We start from the raw sequence: 19,381 nt of genomic DNA on the forward strand, positions 1-19,381 counted from the left end.
TGTCGGTCTCGGTATCTATGTCTGACAATAGTATACACGATTTCATTTCGCACACGGGGTGTCGGGCTTGATTCGTCAACTAATTCATCTCTCACACGGAGTCCGTCCAAAACGAGCATAGAATCATCTCGCACACGGGGGGTACAAACCAGATATCTTTGTAGATTTCATATCGCACACGGGGTGTGAAGATATCGATATCCGGCTTGATACCTGATCTACTCGTCAGGATTGACCGGCTCTTTATATTTGGACCTCACCGTTTCACCTTCGCGCCATTGCCAGTAGTAGTAGCGATTATCGTTGATCTCCTTGATTGTGATCGTCGCCTTCGCCGGGACGTCGTCCGGAAGGTCATCCGGCCGCTCGTTGGCCCCGTCGTCATCCGGCGCTTCGTCAACGTGGCCGCCGCGAGCTTTGTGCGCTGCCAACGCCTCGGCGTAGCGTGCGACGTACCGGAGCTGCTCGGGGTTGTAATCGTTGAGGGTGTCGACCATCTCCGTCGAGAGGTCGGCCGGCGGCGTCGGTGGCTTGTCGGACATCAGCGATCGCCTCGTGTTAACCAACACGATCCGCGAATCCATAGTTTTGTTGGTTAAGATGATGGAGACGGTTCTCGCGATTCTGACTGTAACACTACCCGAAACTTCTTTATACATAAGTTTCGTCCTATGTTACACCGTGCTCCGGCGCATCGAACTCGAGGTCCTCGCCACGGTCGACCGCGGCGACACGATCTCCGAGCTCGCGACGAAGCTCGACCACAGCGAGAGCTACCTCTCTCGTGCCGTCGCCGACCTCGTCGAGAAGGGGCTCGTCTACACGGAACGCGACGGCCGCCGAAAACGAGTCATCCCGTCGGATGCTCGCGCCGTCGAGCTCTACCAGGACCTCGTTCGTCAGCACACCCACATTGACTTCCCCGAGCTACTGACCGGCAAGGCACTCGAGGTGCTGTACTACCTCGACCAGCCGCGAACCGTCTCCGAGATCGCCGACCGGAGCGACAACTACCGCAACACGGTCAACCGGGTCCTCAAGCGGTTTCGCGACCGTGGGCTTGTCGGGACCGTCGACGGCCACTACGAGTTCAATGCCGACTTCGACCGCCTACACGCGTTCGCCCGTGAACTCGCACACCATCTGCATCGCCAACGCCTCGAAGCCGTCGCCCCGAAGGGCACGATTCTCTGGGAGGACTACGACGAATTCCTCGCACAGGCCGAAACGGAGATCGACGCGGAGGCGTTCCACGAAACCGGCCTCGCTCGATTCGCGGCCTTCGACCTCCAGTTCCTGCTTACCGGCCACCGCTACTACGTCTACTCTGAGGACCTCGACGCAGTCTCACCGGCGGAGCTCTGCTGTCACACGCTGCTGATCGACGACGGCAGCCGCCACCGCTCGTACTGTCTCCTCCTGCTCAGCCACGTCGACGTCGACGAGGAGGATCTCCGAGAGCAGGCGGCGAAGTATGGCCTCGAAGACGAAATCGACGCCTTGCTCCGCTACCTCGAGACGCACGGCGAGGTCGACGACGACCGGCTCCCAGAGTGGGACGAGTTCCAGGAGTTGGCGGCTGACTACGAGGTGCCACTACCACAATGAGACCAACATTCGGCCGCGAGTACATCGAGAACGAATTCCAGCGAATCGGGGACGGGCTATCTGAACCGCTCACGGTCTACCTGATCGGTGGTGGCGCGATGTCGCTGCGCGACCTCAAGGGGGCGACGAAAGATATCGATCTGGTCGTCCCGGATGGCGACGCGTACGGCCAGCTGTGGGCCGTCTTGATGGACCTCGGGTATGCGGAGGTACAATCGCTGGATCCAGATTACCGAGCGCTGGGGGCGACGAGCTGCGTCGAGAACGACGATGGGTGTCGCCTCGACATCTTCAACCAACAGGTCGCGAACAAGCTCGTACTCACCGATGGGATACAAGAACGCAGTGAGCCGTTCCTCGACACGGAGCGACTGACGGTCCGGCTGGTCAGCAACGAAGATATCTTCCTGTTCAAGGCGATCGCCGGCCGCGACGACGACATCGAGGACATGAATATGCTCGTGCAGGCCGGCCTCGATTACGACGTCGTCCGGGCTGAACTCGAAGCCCAGATCGAACGCCTGGAGGACGATCAGTTTGCTACGTTCGCGAATGAGGCCCTGGTCGAACTCGAGGAGCGGTACGGGGTGACCACGCCGATCGAGGGCCGCGTCCAGGAGCTCACGAATCGGTACTACCGGGGGCTCGAAGTCCTCCAAGCACTCGACGAGCCGATGACCGTCGACGAACTGGCCGCGGAACTGGAGCTGGATGACGAGGAGGTTCGGGACCGGATTGCGTATCTCTCAACGTTCGACCGGGTCCAACGAGATGGCGAGACAGTCCGTCCCGTGGAGTAGCTCAATCGTTATCCTAGGGGGAGGGAAGGCGGCCGTCTGGTCGGGGTACACGGCCCCGTTTGATCTCGTGATCGACGCGACGCAGGTGTTTGCAGCCGCCCTCGGGTGAGCGCTGCTGCCAGTCGGGACAGGTACACGATTCGTCGATGACGTCGACTTCGTACCGGTTCCCGGACGCAGACTGCACCTCGTAGCGGCCACCTTTCGAGAGGAGTGAGACGTCCATCGCTTCGGCGACAGCACGCTTCGTGCGGGGCTCGAGATCGTCCTGTGACTCTGCGTTCTCGTCGACGACCAGTCGGTCGCGAACGTCGCCCGTTCGACCCCCGTCCGGAGCGACGGCTTCCACAGGGCCACTGAGCCGCTCGTGGAGCAGTCCCTCCACCGGATGGCCTTCCGGCCACAGGTAGTGGACCTCGCGGCGCTCGCGATGGTCGTAGGAGCCGCACGCCGCTGCGCACCCAGTCCAGACGCGCCAGGCACCGAGCGCGGCCATCACGTCGACGATGTCGCGGGGAACCGTCTGGTGGTCGTCCGGGAAGAACACCCGGAAGCGGGTACACGCCACCTGCGGCGGGACGATCTCCCACCAGTCTTCGCTGGAGCCCCAGCTATTGTACATCGCCTCGTCGCTCCCGTAGCCGACGGTCACGCCGTCGATCGGCGTCCAGTCCGCCGGGAGGTGTTCCGCCTCGCCTTCGAGCACCCGGAGGACGGCGTATCGAAGGTACTCGTGGGCTTGGTTGTCTGTCGTTCGAGCGACCTGGTCATGCTGCTCGGCAACGTGCTCGGCTTCCTCGAGGACCGTCGTGAGATAGGGTTCAGTCATCATTCGACGGAGGTCAGAACGCGCCTCCGCCCCTCCGCGGGCGCAGAAAAACTCCCGTGTAGCTGATGGACTGTTTTTCACTCAGAATGACTGCTTATAGACACTAAGGGTGTAGTGTTCGCGTAGGCGGTGCTATTTACAGATATGGGGACGCTACACTAGGTATGGTTGCCACGTACTCGATACTGTCACTGCTGATCATCTTCGCGCTGTCGTTGTTGATTGTGCGTACCGGCTCGATTGCACTGGAGATGACGGGCCTGTCACCAGATGTGGCCTCCTTCCAAGCCACGTCAGCGTTCTCTGGAGCCGGATATACGACCGAAGAGGCAGAACAGGCTATCACCACCGTCGGCCGCCGTAAAACCGTGAAGGCGCTCATTCGGCTCGGCAGTATTGGACTCCTCGGTGCAATTTCGTCACTTATCCTTTCGTTCACGCGAACTGGTGGCGACGACCTGTTGAACTTACTGTACATTCTCGGTGGCGCCGGTGTAATTATTCTGTTCGCACGGAGTCGGTGGTTCAACCGCCTTGTGACGCCGCTTATTGAGTGGGCGCTGAATGAGACGACAGAGTTGGAGATCTCGGATTATGCTCAGTTACTCGGATTGCAACGCGAATATCGTGTGGCGGAGGTGGAAATCAGCGAGGGCGATTGGCTGGCAGGGGGATCGATTTCGGAGCTGGATTTACCACGCGAAGGGGTGTTGATACTCGGCATTCGTCGTGATGATTCATATATTGGTGCGCCACAACCAGATACGGAGACGAAACCGGACGACACGCTCGTCCTCTATGGGAAACAAGACCGTCTCAAAGAATTGTCAGACCGGCTCAGTGGTGATGCAGAGGCTCGGGACGATGCTGTTGAAGACCACGAGGAAACACTCGAAGAGCAAAAACAGCTCATTGAACAATAACAGGAACCAGTCCCCGAATTTAACCTCCTGATTAGGACGTGGAATTGCCAGAAAGAATGGCGACATCACATTAACCAACAATACAAAACTACGTGTCCCTCTGTTGGTTAATCGAATGGGCGAGAGAATTATTCCTCGAGGAGGTCGATGATTTTCTCTGCCGTCCGACTGATCCGGCCGAGGCGCTCGCGAATGATCTCGGGATCGTCGGACTCCCACGCAGCGAGGTAGAACGCTGACCTGCTCGTGTCGAGCCCGCAGTAGCGCCCGACGACGTACGCGACTGCTTCGGCCTCGACTTCGCGTTTCGCCCGTTCGGTGTCGTCGTCGACGTCGAAGTGGAGCAGGGCGTGCGCGTACTCGTGAATCAGCGTCCGCGCAAGGTCGGCCTCGTTCTCCCGATCACGCACCTCGACGAGCGGTTGGACGTCGACGAGGCTCAGCTGCTCGCAGATCCCCTTCGCCTCGCCGTGGGTCCACTCCTCGGCTGGAACGATTCGCACCGTCACGCCGAGGTCATCAGCGGCGGCAGTTAGCTGTTCGACGAGGTCGCCGGCGTCCCCGGTCGCTTCCGTGTCCAGGTCGGGAAGCGGCTCGCCCTCGGTCTGGGAGACATCGAACACCGGCGCGGGCTTGAACCCGACCAGGCCCTCGGACCACTCCTCGGGCGGCGTCTCATCGTAGTCACAGTCGCTATCCTCGTGATAGCTCGGCGAATTCTCGCACTCCGGGCACTGCTTGGTGATGATCGGCGCCCAGATCCAGATGGCCGACTCGCCCTCCGTGACGTGGCGGTCGAACTCCTCCTGCCACGTCCGGTAGCCCGCCACCCGGCTCGCCTCGGGATACTGCCGCTTGATGAGGAGCGTGTTCCGGTAGGAATAGTCGTGGAAGCGGCTCTGGACGTCGAGCCACTCCTGGAACTCCGCGCTGGCCTGTGCGTCGTCGACGCCAGCGACGAGGTCGTCGATCCACTGTTCGATAGTGCTGTTCATCTCGTCGGATCGCGTGTCGGTCTCCTCGAAGGAGACCGACGAATCACTGGTCGTAGCCATTGTGTTCACCGAATCAAGTTTACGGCGACTGCGTCTGTTTAGACCGCGCCGCACCCCTCTGGGGCGCACAAAAAACCGCTCTGTCGGTCAGCGGAGCTCGTGGCGTTCGTCTGCAAAGCCGACCGTGACGAGGTAATCGAGGAACTCGTCGAACCGCTCGACGTCACTGGGCGTGTCGGTCGCAAGATGACGCGCCCACTCGATGGCCCACTGGAAGGCGGGATCCGTGCCGCCCTTGCCGTGAATGTACCACCACCGGGCCGCCTTGAGAACCACTATGGGATTCGTCGTCGGCTGCTCACCGGCGAGCCCACGGGTGATGGATTCGATTTCGTCGGGGACGTCGGCGGGATCGACCTCCGCTGATTGCGTGTTGTCGATATCGACGGGAATATCGTCGATCGAGACGTTGTCGGGACGCTGTTGTTGACTCACTGGAAGTCACCTCTGAGAGCTTTCGAAGGAGCCCTCGCCCTCTCGGGGGCACGAAAAACAGGTCGCGAAGTCACGCCGGCGGGAGGTAGACGCTCTGTTCGCCGGCGATCTCCTCCAGATTGTTCCGGTGACGGTGGCTGAAGTAGCACTCGTAACTGCAGTATCCACAGATTGCGCCGGTATCGTATTCGGCGACGTACGGGCCGCGGCGAGTTCGCCAGACGTTCGTCCCGCACTCGGTACAGGCGGCGTCCTCGAGATCGGCAGGACTCGGACCCTCGTACTCGACGTTGAGCCCCTCTTTTTGCGGTGTCGTTTCGGGCCAGATTCCGTGGGCTCTCCAAAACTCACGGACGCGAGCGAGGCTGTGGCGCACCGTCTTTCGCACGGTGACGTGGTCGGCGTCGCGACCGCTGTCGTCCCAGCCGTCGGCCGTCCAGAACTCACCGAACTGTGCGCCGTGATGCAGCCCGTTCCAGTCGACGCCGATGATGTCGGCTGGTGGCTCGTCGGTGAGTGTCGGTCTGGTCAGCTGTCGAATGGCGTCGAGCTGCTTGGGCGGACTCCCGCCGAGGATGTGGACGCGCCGCCCTCTCCAATCGGCTGGGTCGGAGAACTCGTGGGCCAGGCGGTCGGCGTATCCTCGTGAATACCCGAGGACGAGGGTCTCGGGAATCGCGTCGATCACCGCCCGCGACTTCGGAACGACGATGAGCTCGGCCTCTGGATAGCTCGCTTGTATCTCACGAGCCGCAGCGACGTGGGCGTCGACGTTGTCGATTTCGTCGACGTCCCCGATGACCCCGACCTGAGGTTCGTACTCGAAGAAACGGTCGACGAACCGCTCCAGATCGGGATTCCGGAAATCGTTGTCGAGCATCCCAACGGGGAGGCTGAGGTTCTGATACTGCGTCTCCTGGTACCCACAGTCCTCGCGAAAGCCGGGAAGGAAGCCGAGGTCGACAGCGTCGACGACAAACGGCGCTCGATGCAGAAACGCCACGTAGTCTGCCTGTCTGGCGGCGGCGATTTCGCGGGCGGTGCTGGCGCTGGAGCCCAGCTTGAGGGACATGATTAGGCTCGCGAGGCCGCTGCTGGCTGCCCCGCACCCTCTCAGGGGCCCGAAAAACCGAGACTCAGGCAGTTAACCAACAATAGGGAAACTCACGCGGAGTGTGTTGGTTAAGAATAGAGCTTATTCTTCGTTCTCACGCAGCTCTTCAGCCTTCCACTTGAGCCGGCGCAGAATCTGCGTTCGATTCTGGTGGGCGTTCTCGTAGGCAACACACTCCTGGAGGGTTTCCATATCCGGAATCGTCGCGATCCCTGCCTTGATCAGGCGCGTGTTCGGTGCTTCAAGCCGCTTTTCTGGCGGGAATTCGTCATTTTCGGCGTCGTCTGTTCTCTCCATATCGGTGCCCTCCACCCCTTGAGGGCCACAAAAACGACACTCTATACAGCGTCGCCAGGTCTTCCAACAAAGGGTGGCTGCCGAGCGATGATCCCCTGCTGGAATCCCGGATCAGAAAATCCTCTTCCCATGTGACTTCGAATCACTTTATATCGCTACCAGTGGCCATGAGCCGGTTTCATTCGATACAGCAGCTCATCGTTGACGTATCCCGCCGAAACGCCTGACAGGCGTGTTTGAACGCCTCACTGAATGTGGGGAACGGGTGGACGGTATCGATGATGTCGTCGACGGTGAGGCCGAACTTCACCGCCAGCGTCGCTTCCATGATCATGTCAGCGGCACGGGGGCCAACCATGTGGACGCCGACGATTTCGTCGGTCTCGTGGTGTTTGACGACCTGGACGAGGCCATCCGTGTTCTCGACGGCTTTCGCTCGCGGGACATCCGCCATCTGGACGGTTCGGCACGAACAGGTTCCGTGCTCGTCCATGTACTCCAGTTCGGTCGTCCCGACCGCGGCGACTTCCGGGCTGGTGAACACGACTGCTGGCACCGCGTCGTAATCGATGCTGACGCCCTCGTCCCCGAAGGCGTTCTTGACGGCGTGATTGCCCTCCTTGGCGGCGACCGTCTCCAGTTCGGGTTCGCCGATCACGTCGCCCGCCGCGTAGATGTCGGGATTGGTCGTCTGGAAATGTTCGTCGACACGAATCGCACCATCGGATTCGGTCTCGACGCCGACTGCTTCCAAGCCGATGTCCTCGCTGTTGGGCTGGACGCCGGTCGCGACGAATAACGCCTCTGCGGTGAACGCTCGCTCCTCGCCCTCGATGACAGTCTCCACAGCGACGCCCTTCTGACCAGGGTCAGCACCACTGTCGGTAGCCACATCCTGAACCTGCTGGAAGTCGTTACTGGTCACGACGTCGATTCCTTCCTCGCGGAAGGCTCGTTGCATCTCCCGGCCGAGTTGACCTTCCATATCTGAGAGCACGTGACCGGAGCGCTGGAGAACCGTCACATCGACGCCGACACGGTGGAGGATCTGGCCCCACTCCAGCGCGATGTATCCGCCACCAAGCATCACGATGCTCTCGGGGAGGTCGCGCTCCTCGAGGATGGTCTCGCTCGTGTAGTAGTCAACGCCGCCGAGGCCGTCGATGGATGGCGCCCACGGTGAACTTCCGGTCGCGACGAGCGCCTTCTCCCCAGTGATGCGTACGCCCTCGTCGTCGCAGTCGACGACCTCGATGGTTGTGTCGCCGACCAGCTGGCCGTAGCCCTCGTAGATGTCGGTCTCGAAATGCTCTGCGACGTCGACGTAGTTCTCCTGCCGGAACCGTTCGACGAGTTCGTCGGTGCCGTCGAGTGCGTCGGCCCAGTCGACAGTCGGTTCCTCAGGGTATCGAACGGCGTCGAAGGGGCTCTCCGACTCTGCAGCGCCGCTCTCGGCGACGGCGAGCAGATGCTTGCTCGGGACACAGCCGACGTTCACGCACGTCCCGCCGATGGGAAGGCCGGTGTTCACCATCGCAGTCGAGAGGTCCCGCCGGCTCGCTTCAGTGATCGCGGCGAAGGCTGCGGCGCCACCGCCGAGAATCACGAGATCATAGTCGGACGTCTGGGCCATCTGTGTCTATACTTTACGACGGGAAGTTCTTATACTCCAGAGTCCAAAGCCATAGAGTAGGTTGGAGGCTACGAAGCTATGGCAGATACTACTTCATCAGCGCCCGCGTGCGATGTCGAGGGGACGTGCTACTGTCCGCTCACAGGAGTTATCGACACGTTGAGCCGGAAATACGCGATGCAACTCGTCAGCATCATCGGCGCACACGACTCACTGCGGTTCGCGGAGATCGAGGAGCACCTCCCAACGGCGAGTACCTCGACAATCTCGAAACGCCTCGACGAATTTGAGGAGGCAGGGATCGTCTCACGGACGCAGTATAATGAAATCCCGCCGCGTGTCGAATATGCGTTGACCGACGATGGCGACGAGGTTCGAACGCGACTGGAACCGTTACTCGAGTGGGCGACAGAAAATAGCGGAAATGCGTAAACCAAGCCATTCCAAAAGAGGAACCAATTCTCCACGGACTCCCCTCAAGTCTGGTTAGGCCTCTGGGGATTCGAGTACTGTGAGATTCTGGACTGGGAAGGGATTCCTTTCTCCTGCGAACTCGTCCTCAGGGACGTAATGCCAGAGGTGGCCGTCTACCTGGTAGAGAAACGACTCGCCGCCTTCTGCTTCCACTCGTACTCGCTTCCCGACATTATCGTCTTCTTCCCAGTCGATCACGGTCAACGGCTCGACGGGCCATTCAAAGAATTTGACCGAGTCACCAGACTCCAACTCTTCAAAAGTCTCTATATCCCCCTGCTGTGGCTCTCGCGCGTCGAGAGTCGGATTATGCTCAATAGACATGGTCTCTGGGTACGCCCCTACTCACTTAATACTGTCAGCAGTGGATTCCAGCCGCTAGAACGGAAGCACGCCTGGCGAGTCTTCTCTCCGACTGCTCTTAGCCCATCGCCTCTTGGAACCGCTCACGCAGCGCGTCCTCGCGTTCTTCGAACTGCTCGACTTTCTCCTGCAGGTCGTCGCTGACGCGCTCGATGCTCGCCAGCGCTCGTTCACCGGCCAGCGACGCCTGTGACCCGTCGTCACCGTCCGCCTCTAGCTGCTGCTCGTACGACTGCTCGACGCGCTCAATCGTGCCTTCCGGATTGAACAGGATGTCGTTGGCGATCCGAACGTACTGATCGAGGGATGCCCCCTCTTTCCCCTGGAAGAAGTGGGTGAGAGCGTACGTCGCGCCGGAATGCAGCGTCCACATATCGATCTCGAACGGTGACGCGGCGTTGGCTTCTGCATCGCCGGCGGCACGCTCAGCCATGCCTTGTTTTGCCGCCTAGTGACGACGTTCTCAGACGCTCTTACTGTAATATTCCGTTAGATTAACCCGGAAATGGACGCCGTCTGGCGATATGGCATCGCTCAGACGGCTTGCTTGGATGTGTCGAGATCTTGCCAAACAGCATGTTGATGATCCGGACGTACCCGCCGCGCCGGACGGCGCGGACGGGTACGCCGAGTGGGTGCAGATCGCGTTGATCCTGTACCGCGTCGAACTGGAGAAGAGTCTCCGTGAGACCGAAGACTACCTCAACGAAATGCCCGGCGTCCTCGCCGTGTTTGATCTTGACGACGCACCGCACTACAGCTCGTTTTGTCGGTGGGAAAAGGAGTACCGAATGCGTGAACTCCGCCGCCTGCTCCGCGCTTCGGCGGAGCAGGCGGGCTGGAGTGGTGAAGCCGCAATTGACGCAAGCGGCTTTCAACGCGATCAAACCAGCTACCACTACCGCGACCGCGCAGACTTCTCGTTTCAGTCGATGAAGACGACGATTTTGATCGACGTGAATTCGCTAGCGATCAAGGACGTTCATTTCACGACGCAGAAGGCATGGGACGGTCATATTGGGATGCAGGTCTTCCGCCGGAACGCGGAAGACCTGCGCGTGTTATCTGCCGACGCAAACTACTCATGGAGCGATCTCCGTGAGGAGTGTCGCTCCAACTCAACGCGACCACTGATCAAGCACAGAGAGCAAACACCGCTACAGAAGGCTCACAACGCCCGGATGAATGAGGATTACAACCAGCGCTGGATGAGTGAAACGGGCTTCTCGCAGTTGAAGGAAGACGACGGCGAGAAGCTACGCTCCCGGAGCTGGCACGGCCAGTTCCGGGAGCTCACGCGGAAGTGCATCATCCATAACCTAACGCAGGCGGCGAGTTAGGGCTCGCCGCCTGCTCCCCCTTCTCCGGACATATTTGGGAGAGGCATCGCCATCGTCATCTGATCAAGGGAGTAAGATGGCATAGTTTTGACTCTTCGAGCAACACCGTCAGCGGCAGCTACTACATCTTCTGAGTGTAAGAACCGTGCTTTAACGCCGTGAAACCGTGAGTTACCGACCCTACCCCGACGCTGTCTTGCGTTCAACAAGGCACTCAGCCAGGTAGTCCGGGAACCCCAACAGGGTGTAGAACTCCGTGACGGTGAACGGGAGCTCCGAGAAGTCGAGGTCGATATCCTGGGCGTCCCGGATGAACTCGAAGAGGTCGTCCGCGACGAGTTCGACCTGTGCGAGGAGCTCCTCCCACCAGGTGCGGAAGTTCCGCACGTCGCCGACGTGCTTGATAACCTCCTTGTCGGTGAGCGAGCGCATCGTGTTCGAGCAGTAGCCATCCTGAGCGAACCCCTCCACGTAGACGGCGTGCTCGCCGAAGAAGTCGTAGCCCGACGTGACGCCCATCGTAATCGGGTCCGACCGACCGGGCAGGCGCACCTCGAGGCCGTCGAACATGATGTCCATATGGACCTCGCCACCGCCCCGGTAGCGCCGAATCTCGCCGAACATCACCTCGCCCAGCGGGGTCCCGTCGATGGTCTCCTCGCGGAGGACCTCCTCTAGCGGCCCGTAGACGTCGACCGGGTTGATGATCGAGTAGGAGTCAGTCGGGATGTGAAATAGTGACTCCGCCTCGGTGTTCCCATCCGCTTCTGCTTGCAAGCGCGACGGCTCGACGATGGCGTTGAATCGCTCCGTTTCAATCCATTCGTCGTTGTACGGGTTGCGATACGCGACCGCTGTATTGACTGCCTGCGGGAGGTTTCGAATCGCCTCACTGAAGCTGATTGGTTCGGGACCTCCGTGTTGATCGGCGTACCACTCGGGTAGTTCAGTCTCGGTTCGCCCATCGAGGCCTGCGAAGACCGTAGCTTCCTCTGGGTCTTTCATAGCATCCTCCGAAGGCGCGAAGCGTTCTGATCTGCGCCTCCACCCATCGAGGCGCAAAAAACGACGCTACGCCTGTCGACATTCGTGAATTTGGATTCGCTCTGGAAGCCCGACTTTCCCACAGAGCGGACACTCGACGAGTGGTGACGGCGGAAGATTCCGATACGTTGCAAGGGCTCCTCGGAGGTGGGTTATCGTTCCCGCCGACTCGGCGCTTGCGAGGGCACTAGTGAGGTGCCACCGGAGCCGTTCTCTGTTCGTGAGACCGTCTGTATTGGGCGTCGGGATAGACTCGTCTGTCTCTCGCATTTGAATCACGAGGGGGTTACCCCTCATCCCCTCGTAGGGCGAGAGCAACGCCGTCCGGCCCACCTCGCTCTGGTGGCTGTGTGGCGTCGACAATCGTATCCAACCGCTGCGGGGCGACGGCTTCCCAGATGAGATGATGCTTCGAGCAGACCGTCACGAGATTCGAGACTCGATTCGCCTGTTCATGGTCAAACTGCCCGTCCGGGCCGACGAAGAACTTCCGCGGAATCAAATGGTGGACAGAGATGTCCTTTCCGACCTGCTCTTGATGATCCGCTTGAGTCATCTCACACCACGGCGTTTGGCACCGGAAGTCATCACGTTCCAATGCTTGCCGCCGTTGCTCCGGCCAATTTGGCCCGTACGGGATCTCTAAACGTTCTTGATAGGACCGTGGTTGTGAGAAGCCAGCTTCGGTGAGTGCCTCTTCCCACCCGCCAAACCGGTGGTCATACGTCCATCTGTGATACTTCCCAATCCGATCCATCTCCCCGCTTGATGGTGGGCGACCGAGCTGCTCCGCAAGCCGGTCAATCTCGTCCACCAGGTCCTGATCGGTGAGTCGGAATTTCCGATTTGGAGCGTAGCCAGCCTCACGAAGCGCCTCGTTCCAACTCCCGAATTTATTCTGGCAGACGCGCTGGGAGTATTCTCCGTGCTCGCTCATCTCCTTTGCTGTCGGCGGTTTCCCTAATTTGTCTGCGACACGCCGAATATCGTCAAGGATTACGTCTGCGTCCGTTACGATCTGGTCGCGACGATGGACCGCGGTTACGTGGCCACCCAACTCGTTGGAAGTCGCAAATGCCTCGCCACAGTAGTCACAGATGTGGTCGGTCAACGCTACGTCACCTCCCTCCGCGGTTCCCCCGTAATGGGTTATAAACTCTCGACCCTATCCTCAACTCCTGCTTCCAGTTGGGGTTACAACGGAGCGATTCGTCTCGCTAGGGGTACTCTGAATCAGTCATAACTCGGTGATGGGGAGTGAGTTCCCCCGCACCCCTCTCGGGGGAAATAAACACTATCGACCCGAAATCGTACTTGAATCTCAGGGCCATCATATTCTGAGGTGTTTATGAAACTACCATCCACAAACTGGATTCAGTAAAACGCCCTCTATTCTCTTCGAGTTGAGGAAACAGCTGGTTAGAGGCCTACAACCGGTCTATGGTGGCAAAATTCATATGTGCCCGAAAGTTAGCCACAATAATGCCTACTGACGAAGTCCCTCCGGATTTATTGGAGCAAATGGGGACTGTGGCTTCTCTATGTGAGGAAGAAAATATACGTGTGAAAAGCTTGAGCTTCGGGAATTTTGCGTCTGAAGAGCTGATGGAAGAGTATGAATCTCTGAAATCAATCGTGGCTGACCACGAGGCCATTTCCAGAGTCAAAGTTGAGCGAGAATTGGCAAAGCAAATCGAGATTGATGAAACTAGAGAGTGTCGCTACTACCTTTGGGATATCGCTGTTGCACAAAAACGAGGGATTCTGAAAGAGACCTATCCCGAATTCACTGGTGGAAATTCTGGGGACTTAATCGAAGTCTCTCCCGAGGCTGATATGAATAAGAATAGCTTCGAATACAAGAATCACTATCTAATTCTTTGTTCCCGACTTTCCCAGAACTATCGCTTGGTTGGAAAACTGAACCAAGCCCGAGCAGAGGCTGTTAATCTCGCCGTTCCAATCACATATTCAAAAATCGGTCTACCAGACACTACTCGTCAATCGAAACTAGCCGCTCATTGGCGTGGCCCTGAAACTTTACAAGAGCTTCAAGATAGATCTGGGCACGAGTTCTTCATTCAGAAGGGGACTGAGAGCTATGATCACGGATTACAAGACCGAACTGAGTTCTATTTTGAAAAAAGAGATGGTAAGTGGCATCTGCAGATTGAGGAACTGATGCCGCGAACAGGAATCCGGCACTCATTACATACGAGTCTTGCTGATGAAATGTTGAAGTATTATACCCGATATCTACATGCGATTGTAGATGAGGAGTGTGAGCGATGTTTCCACTTAGATGGGGCACTCCGTTCATATGGAACTCTTGATGATTTCATTGACCGTCACGTAAACCGTGAATTGCGGAATCCAAACCCTCTGAAGAGAATGTCGAAGCGCCGGAAATTATTCAAAATAGACTCTCCTGAAGGTGCTTTATCTGACTTTGGAGAGGTTGCAGGCCTCTTCTTTAGGAACAACCCCCATGTACTGCGTTTCTTCGAGGGTGATTCAGAGTGGGCAGAGGAATTAGAGGAAAAAAGAGCGAGTCTGCTTGAATTTGGTCTGTCTACAGACCGAGTCCAAGACCAACTTAAAGTGTAGTACTTTTAGTGGATTCTTCGTTCTATATCTGAGTGTGATCTGGCATGAAGCAATCTCTACTGACTAATCAACCATCTCGTCTGGAGAACTCCTCTAGAACTTTCCTCTCGTAACTCGATTTGAGTAGTCTCTCGAACTGTGGTTGACCAGGTCCAGACTGCGCTCGAGGGAGAGTCGCCGATGCTCCGAGAGGTTCAGCACGACGGCTTGGCCGTCGACGCGGAAGCCGACGTACTCGACTGTGTCTCGGTGGGACTGACCGGGCGATGCGACTGGAACCGATTCCGAACTGGCCATAGGTACATTTCCGTTCATCGTTGCTCGCGGGCGGTTCGGTGACCCCCGCACCCCTCTCAGGGGTTCCACAAACAGGACGGCGTAGCGTTCGGCAACGTATTTGGCAGTTGCAACGTACTGTCCACATAATTGAGGATGGCTGTACTGGACGATCTCTCGGGGTTCGAGTTCGAGGACGTGATGGAGGACGTGTTCCGCAACCTCGGCTACGAGAACGTCCGCCAGGCCGACCGCACGGCTGACGAGGGTCGCGACGTCATTATGGAGGAGGTCGTCGACGGCACGCGGCGCGCGATCATCGTCGAGTGCAAGCACACGGGGACGGTCGGGCGGCCGGTCGTCCAGAAGCTCCACTCCGCCATCGCGACATTCGACTTCGACGGCGCGAAACGCGGAATGGTCGTCACGACCGGCCGGTTTACGAACCCTGCTCAGGAGTACGCAAACCGCCTCCAGCAGAACGACGACCCACACCCGATCGAGCTGCTCGATGGCGAGGACCTCCGGGAGATCGCCGACGAGATCGGCCTCGACCTCTACAACGGTCGCATCGAGATTCTCTGCGACGAGACGCTCCGCCCGTACGATCCGGCCGCCGACGTCGACGCGCCAGTCACGGAGGCGTTCCGCGACATCGAGAACATCGAGGCCGCCGACCTCCCAGACCCACACTCATCGGTGACGTTCCGCCCGGTGGTCGCGGTCACCGCGGACACGAACGCTGTCTTCGAGACGTCGGTGGGCGTCGTCCACCGGATCAACGACCGGACCCGATTCGTCGCCCACGCCGAACGCGGGCAGCCGCAGGTCGTCGAGGAGGACGTCGGGACGCTGGTCACCGAGAATCTCTACGCGACGGTCGACCTCGATGCCGAGCAGTTCGGAGAGGTGTTCGACGACGTCGAGGAGCGCCGGTTCGGACAGACCCAAACGGAGTACAAGGAGTGGGCCGTCGAGCGCCTCCAGCAACACCACACGACGACGGTCACCTACACCGGCGACAACAACGTCACGTACGACAAGACCTGCGAGCCGAACCGCTCGGACATCTCCGTCCAATCGATCGAACCAGTGTACCTCCCCGAGGTTCGGCACACGACCGACCTCCAGGAGTACACCTACCCCTACGAGTACTACGCGGCAGGCCCGTCACGAGTAACAGCCGAGGACGGCATCCACCGCTGCGTCCACTGTGACACGAGCGGCGGCGACGAGACGTACACCTACTGTTCGAACTGCGGGGCAATCGCCTGCTCCAGCCACATCAAAACGGAGCGGCTGGAAGGCGAGCCGGTCTGTACGGGCTGTGCGGTGACGGAACGGTTCGCGCTGAAGACGAAGTACTTCTACGACGAGGAGAACCTCGAAGCGTTCCGTGAGGAGTACGCCGCGATGCCGCTTCACGAGAAGGCGATGGAGAACAAGTGGCTGGCCGGGGGAAGCGTTGTCGCGACGCTGCTGGTCGTCGTCGGACTACTCGTCATCGGCGGCATCATCTGAGCGGGCTAAGCGTTCACGCCGGCTCAGCGACTATCTCTTCGAGCGCCTGCTCAAGCGGGCCGTGGAACTGCCAGCTGGCCCGCTCGAAGGCTTTCTCGGTCGGACCATCCCAGCGCGGGAAGGCGGAGTGACCACTCACCTTGACGGTCCACTCGAACGGCTCCTCGAACGGGTTCCGGGTCGGGAGCTCGACGACGTAGAGATACTCCTCGTCGCCGTGAATGCCGTCGGCTGGGTTCTCGACGCCGTGTCCGAGCAGGAACATCGGCTGGTCGAGGTGCTCCATATTGTCCGGCTCGAGGAGATCCGAGGGGTGGTCAGCGTGGATGCTCCGATCACGCCCTTCGTCCACGTAGAGGGTCATCGTCGATAGCGTGTCGAGGAAGAGGAACTGGGCAGCGGCGTACGCAGGCCCGCGCTCTGTTCGTGTCTCGTCGAGCAGCTCCTTCATCTGGACAAGGTCACGGAGGACGCTGTCGGGATAGCCATCCGAGTGACGGTAGATCTGTGCGATGCGGTCGGTTTCGGACTGTTCGTCTGCGGGCTCGCTCCGTTGGATGAATCGGAGTTGACTTCGTGTCGACATCGATCACCGCCGACGCGTGTGCGCCGGCACCCATCGCCGGCGCAGAAACAACTTCTCCTGAATCGAGTGGAGTCGCTGGAGTCTCGCCGAATGGCTGTCACTGGACAACTTAAACCCGGTTAAAAATGAATTCTGAGATTCGCAAGACAGCGGTCGGGCGGGGTCCTTGCTCGGAAACTGATGCTGTTCCAGCCCAAAGGTATGCGTATGTCATCGGAGTCTGAGAGGGGCTCACCACTCCCCGATCCAGATGAGATTGCCAGTCGGGCCGAACGGCAGCTTAGTCTGTACGAGGAGGCCGCCGAGAATCCAGACCGGGTGGTACCAGCGATGTTCATCGAGGACTGCGCCCGGTGTGAAACACTCGCCGATAAACGGCGTCGTGAGGGCTTCTATAAACACTTCTATCGGACACTCCCTGACCGAGAGACGGCGAAGCTGTCCAGCGACGATCTCCCCGAGGAGATTCAGTCTGCTGCGCCCGTCCATCGTGCAATCGATGATACGACTCTCGAGGACGAGAGCGCCGACGTGGCCTCCGTTTCGGAGCTGTGGGAGCAGATCGGTACTGGTGAGCACCCGGGCAAGCTGTGTCAAGCTCCACTGGTCCACTATATCGACCGTGAGGACTGCTATATCCACGCAGAACCAACGCGGGTCGGCTTCAGCTATGGTCTCCCCGTGTTCGTGTACAAACGCCGGCAATCGGACAACCACTACGGAGTCTTCTTCTCCAGTGAGAAGGCGTATCTGTGGCTCTGTGGGTGGATTCTGCACGCCAACGGATTCTTCGACCCGAAAGAGTTCATCCCATCACTCTACTTCTTGAAGGCCTCGGACCCATCCACAGTTGCTCCTGAGCTGGTGTCCAAAACAGAAGATCTCGTGTTTCGTAACGGATTTCCCGGCGTAGACGCGCCCGAAATCACAGACCTGCCGGACGGGGTCAATCTGTACCAATTCCCGTACAGCAAGGACACGTATGCGGATCAGTTTGCTCGATGGCGCCGTCTCTACTTCGACGAGCGAACCCCTCGTGGATGCGGGTCCTGCGACGTGTGTCAGGCGTAAATTTACCGCCTTAACGCGTGCTCTACGCCAGATGCGACACCTCTGATGGTTCCTCGACGTCGTCGAACTCGCCGCGCTCGACAGGTTCCCAGTCCTCCCCCGGCTCTGGACTCCACCAGTCGACCTTGTAGGCGCCCGGTGCGCCGAAGATTTTCACGCGGGCCGACCCATCAGGCAGGTCGCGCCGCAGTTTCTCGTCGACGTGGAGGTTCCAGGTCGTGGTTGAATCGAAGCAGGCGAGCACGGCCTCCTCGTAGCCGCGCGTCTCTCGGGATTCCTGGAGTTCGACCTGGGTGTTGCAGTTCTTGCAGAACACCCCCTCGAACGGGATGTGGGTGAAGACCTCCTGCCCGCAGACGGGACACCAGAGGAACTCGAACAGTGCCTCGCTGTGTCGGTCAAGTACTTCGAGACTCATTGGTTGACTCACCCGGTCGTACCGGGCCAACACCTCGTGCCCGGCCGAAAAACAGCGCCCACCGCTCACTCACTCACCGTTCGGCACCGTAGACGATGCGTGAGGGGGCTTCGTACCCACAGTCGGGGCAGTCGTACCATCGCTGGATTTTCGCCCCGTCTGCTGCCTTCTCGCCGACGCGAACGTCGTTGTTCGGACACTCCGGGCAGCTGAGGTCCGGTGCCGGCCGCTCCCGGAGTTCGTCACGGAACGACGTCGCGTCCTTCGTCTCGTACCCCCGCGACCACACCGGGTAGCCGTCGACGAGGATTGCTCCGCGCCACTTGTACCGGTAGGAATCCGGGGCTCGATGCAGGACGGCTCGCGCACCGGTCTCGGTGTTCCGATACGCAAGCGTCGGCGAGCGGCTCTCGCGTCGCCAGTTGGTGATGCGAGGCATTAGTTAGAAGTGGACGTCAGCGGGTACGATCCAGAGCTCTTCACTCTCCTCGAGGAGTCGGTCCAGTTGTCCACGGTGGCGAATGCCGGTTCCGTGTTCGGTGTACAGGAAGATCGTCGGGCCGTCGTACGCACCGACCTGGTGGAAGGCGTGTCGGGCGAGGTCCTCGTCGCGCATGATTTCCTCGTCGGAGAGCTCGTTGATGGCCTCCTTCGCCCGGTCGAGATTACGCTCGAATTCCTCCTTCGTCGCCTCCCAGCCACGCTCGAGCAGGTCTTCGCCGTCATCGGAGTCGACGGGGGCTGCAGTCGGCAGCTCACCCCATCGCGCCGTCCCCGCAACGGACGTGTCCTCCTCGTCGAAGGTCACATAGTAATCGAAGACGGCGCCGGCGTGTGGGTCCGCGCCGACCAGGCGGTCGAACACCGTCTTTCCGGTGGCCAGTGCGTCGTCGTGGGTCGATTCTTCTACCAGAGCGTAAATCACCATGTGCATCTCGAACACCTCGAAACGCCGACGCACCGGGGGTCGTTGCTCGCTCCTGCTGC

21 protein-coding genes and 2 pseudogenes are annotated in these 19,381 nt (G+C 59.4%); 8 read left to right on the forward strand and 15 right to left on the reverse strand.

Annotated elements, in window-relative coordinates; genetic code table 11:
• Positions 1 to 218: 218 nt before the first annotated feature.
• Positions 219 to 542 carry a hypothetical protein gene (locus tag ACZ45C_RS00095; RefSeq protein WP_026046131.1) on the reverse strand — a complete coding sequence of 108 codons (324 nt, stop codon included), beginning with the start codon at positions 540 to 542 and terminating at the stop codon, positions 219 to 221.
• 139 nt (positions 543 to 681) lie between these two features.
• Here ACZ45C_RS00095 and ACZ45C_RS00100 point away from each other — a divergent pair, with 139 nt between their 5' ends.
• Both ACZ45C_RS00100 and ACZ45C_RS00105 read left to right on the forward strand, forming a co-directional pair.
• Positions 682 to 1,608, forward strand: coding sequence for a helix-turn-helix transcriptional regulator (locus ACZ45C_RS00100; RefSeq protein ID WP_017342112.1), 927 nt, complete (start codon positions 682 to 684; stop codon positions 1,606 to 1,608).
• Entirely contained in the window at positions 1,605 to 2,408 is an 804-nt protein-coding gene (locus tag ACZ45C_RS00105; protein WP_460559624.1) for a DUF6036 family nucleotidyltransferase, read from the forward strand. Before ACZ45C_RS00100 ends, ACZ45C_RS00105 begins: the two co-directional genes overlap by 4 nt.
• Before the next feature lie 13 nt (positions 2,409 to 2,421).
• Here ACZ45C_RS00105 and ACZ45C_RS00110 read toward each other — a convergent pair whose 3' ends face one another.
• Positions 2,422 to 3,237 (reverse strand): hypothetical protein, encoded by an 816-nt coding sequence (locus ACZ45C_RS00110; RefSeq protein ID WP_049908473.1) that lies wholly within the window; start codon positions 3,235 to 3,237, stop codon positions 2,422 to 2,424.
• A gap of 164 nt (positions 3,238 to 3,401) precedes the next feature.
• Here ACZ45C_RS00110 and ACZ45C_RS00115 point away from each other — a divergent pair, with 164 nt between their 5' ends.
• Positions 3,402 to 4,160, forward strand: coding sequence for a potassium channel family protein (locus ACZ45C_RS00115; protein ID WP_008364334.1), 759 nt, complete (start codon positions 3,402 to 3,404; stop codon positions 4,158 to 4,160).
• A gap of 128 nt (positions 4,161 to 4,288) precedes the next feature.
• Here ACZ45C_RS00115 and ACZ45C_RS00120 read toward each other — a convergent pair whose 3' ends face one another.
• From ACZ45C_RS00120 to merA, 5 genes are all read right to left on the reverse strand, one after another.
• A complete protein-coding gene (locus ACZ45C_RS00120) occupies positions 4,289 to 5,215 on the reverse strand; it encodes a M78 family metallopeptidase domain-containing protein (protein WP_008364333.1) in 927 nt (308 codons plus the stop codon).
• An 87-nt stretch (positions 5,216 to 5,302) separates the two neighbouring features.
• Positions 5,303 to 5,650, reverse strand: coding sequence for a hypothetical protein (locus ACZ45C_RS00125; protein WP_008364331.1), 348 nt, complete (start codon positions 5,648 to 5,650; stop codon positions 5,303 to 5,305).
• A 70-nt stretch (positions 5,651 to 5,720) separates the two neighbouring features.
• Positions 5,721 to 6,722, reverse strand: coding sequence for a DUF6610 family protein (locus ACZ45C_RS00130; protein ID WP_008364329.1), 1,002 nt, complete (start codon positions 6,720 to 6,722; stop codon positions 5,721 to 5,723).
• A 123-nt stretch (positions 6,723 to 6,845) separates the two neighbouring features.
• Entirely contained in the window at positions 6,846 to 7,061 is a 216-nt protein-coding gene (locus ACZ45C_RS00135; protein ID WP_049908453.1) for a hypothetical protein, read from the reverse strand.
• Between the two features lie 178 nt (positions 7,062 to 7,239).
• Positions 7,240 to 8,694 (reverse strand): mercury(II) reductase, encoded by a 1,455-nt coding sequence (merA, locus tag ACZ45C_RS00140; RefSeq protein ID WP_008364327.1) that lies wholly within the window; start codon positions 8,692 to 8,694, stop codon positions 7,240 to 7,242.
• Positions 8,695 to 8,772: 78 nt separating this feature from the next.
• On the opposite strand from merA, the gene ACZ45C_RS00145 reads away from it, so the two are divergent.
• Entirely contained in the window at positions 8,773 to 9,126 is a 354-nt protein-coding gene (locus tag ACZ45C_RS00145) for a winged helix-turn-helix transcriptional regulator (protein WP_082226606.1), read from the forward strand.
• Positions 9,127 to 9,180: 54 nt separating this feature from the next.
• Here ACZ45C_RS00145 and ACZ45C_RS00150 read toward each other — a convergent pair whose 3' ends face one another.
• Both ACZ45C_RS00150 and ACZ45C_RS00155 read right to left on the reverse strand, forming a co-directional pair.
• Complete coding sequence (locus ACZ45C_RS00150) at positions 9,181 to 9,492, reverse strand: hypothetical protein (RefSeq protein ID WP_049908452.1); 312 nt, start codon at positions 9,490 to 9,492, stop codon at positions 9,181 to 9,183.
• A gap of 97 nt (positions 9,493 to 9,589) precedes the next feature.
• Positions 9,590 to 9,964, reverse strand: a pseudogene (locus ACZ45C_RS00155) (hypothetical protein); the annotation flags it as partial.
• A gap of 91 nt (positions 9,965 to 10,055) precedes the next feature.
• On the opposite strand from ACZ45C_RS00155, the gene ACZ45C_RS00160 reads away from it, so the two are divergent.
• Entirely contained in the window at positions 10,056 to 10,871 is an 816-nt protein-coding gene (locus ACZ45C_RS00160; RefSeq protein WP_464374304.1) for an IS5 family transposase, read from the forward strand.
• 213 nt (positions 10,872 to 11,084) lie between these two features.
• On the opposite strand, the pseudogene ACZ45C_RS00165 reads toward ACZ45C_RS00160, so the two are convergent.
• A pseudogene (locus tag ACZ45C_RS00165) lies at positions 11,085 to 11,876 on the reverse strand (hypothetical protein); the annotation flags it as partial.
• A gap of 325 nt (positions 11,877 to 12,201) precedes the next feature.
• A complete protein-coding gene (locus tag ACZ45C_RS00170) occupies positions 12,202 to 13,026 on the reverse strand; it encodes a homing endonuclease associated repeat-containing protein (RefSeq protein ID WP_160162934.1) in 825 nt (274 codons plus the stop codon).
• 371 nt (positions 13,027 to 13,397) lie between these two features.
• On the opposite strand from ACZ45C_RS00170, the gene ACZ45C_RS00175 reads away from it, so the two are divergent.
• Positions 13,398 to 14,522, forward strand: a complete 1,125-nt coding sequence (locus ACZ45C_RS00175) for a hypothetical protein (protein WP_144050372.1) — start codon at positions 13,398 to 13,400, stop codon at positions 14,520 to 14,522.
• 432 nt (positions 14,523 to 14,954) lie between these two features.
• Positions 14,955 to 16,319, forward strand: a complete 1,365-nt coding sequence (locus ACZ45C_RS00180; protein ID WP_008364322.1) for a restriction endonuclease — start codon at positions 14,955 to 14,957, stop codon at positions 16,317 to 16,319.
• A gap of 13 nt (positions 16,320 to 16,332) precedes the next feature.
• On the opposite strand, the gene ACZ45C_RS00185 is transcribed toward ACZ45C_RS00180, so the two are convergent.
• Entirely contained in the window at positions 16,333 to 16,905 is a 573-nt protein-coding gene (locus tag ACZ45C_RS00185; RefSeq protein ID WP_049908450.1) for a hypothetical protein, read from the reverse strand.
• A gap of 207 nt (positions 16,906 to 17,112) precedes the next feature.
• Between ACZ45C_RS00185 and ACZ45C_RS00190 the strand changes: the two genes are divergently transcribed.
• Positions 17,113 to 17,976 (forward strand): hypothetical protein, encoded by an 864-nt coding sequence (locus tag ACZ45C_RS00190; RefSeq protein WP_239638541.1) that lies wholly within the window; start codon positions 17,113 to 17,115, stop codon positions 17,974 to 17,976.
• Positions 17,977 to 17,998: 22 nt separating this feature from the next.
• Here ACZ45C_RS00190 and ACZ45C_RS00195 read toward each other — a convergent pair whose 3' ends face one another.
• From ACZ45C_RS00195 to ACZ45C_RS00205, 3 genes are all read right to left on the reverse strand, one after another.
• On the reverse strand, positions 17,999 to 18,394 hold the full coding sequence (locus ACZ45C_RS00195; RefSeq protein ID WP_008364319.1) for a DUF7567 family protein: 396 nt from the start codon (positions 18,392 to 18,394) through the stop codon (positions 17,999 to 18,001).
• A 73-nt stretch (positions 18,395 to 18,467) separates the two neighbouring features.
• Positions 18,468 to 18,833 (reverse strand): DUF7568 family protein, encoded by a 366-nt coding sequence (locus ACZ45C_RS00200; RefSeq protein WP_008526065.1) that lies wholly within the window; start codon positions 18,831 to 18,833, stop codon positions 18,468 to 18,470.
• Between the two features lie 3 nt (positions 18,834 to 18,836).
• Positions 18,837 to 19,328 (reverse strand): hypothetical protein, encoded by a 492-nt coding sequence (locus ACZ45C_RS00205; protein WP_008364318.1) that lies wholly within the window; start codon positions 19,326 to 19,328, stop codon positions 18,837 to 18,839.
• Between the last annotated feature and the right edge of the window lie 53 nt (positions 19,329 to 19,381).

Source organism: Halorubrum pallidum (assembly GCF_055380345.1).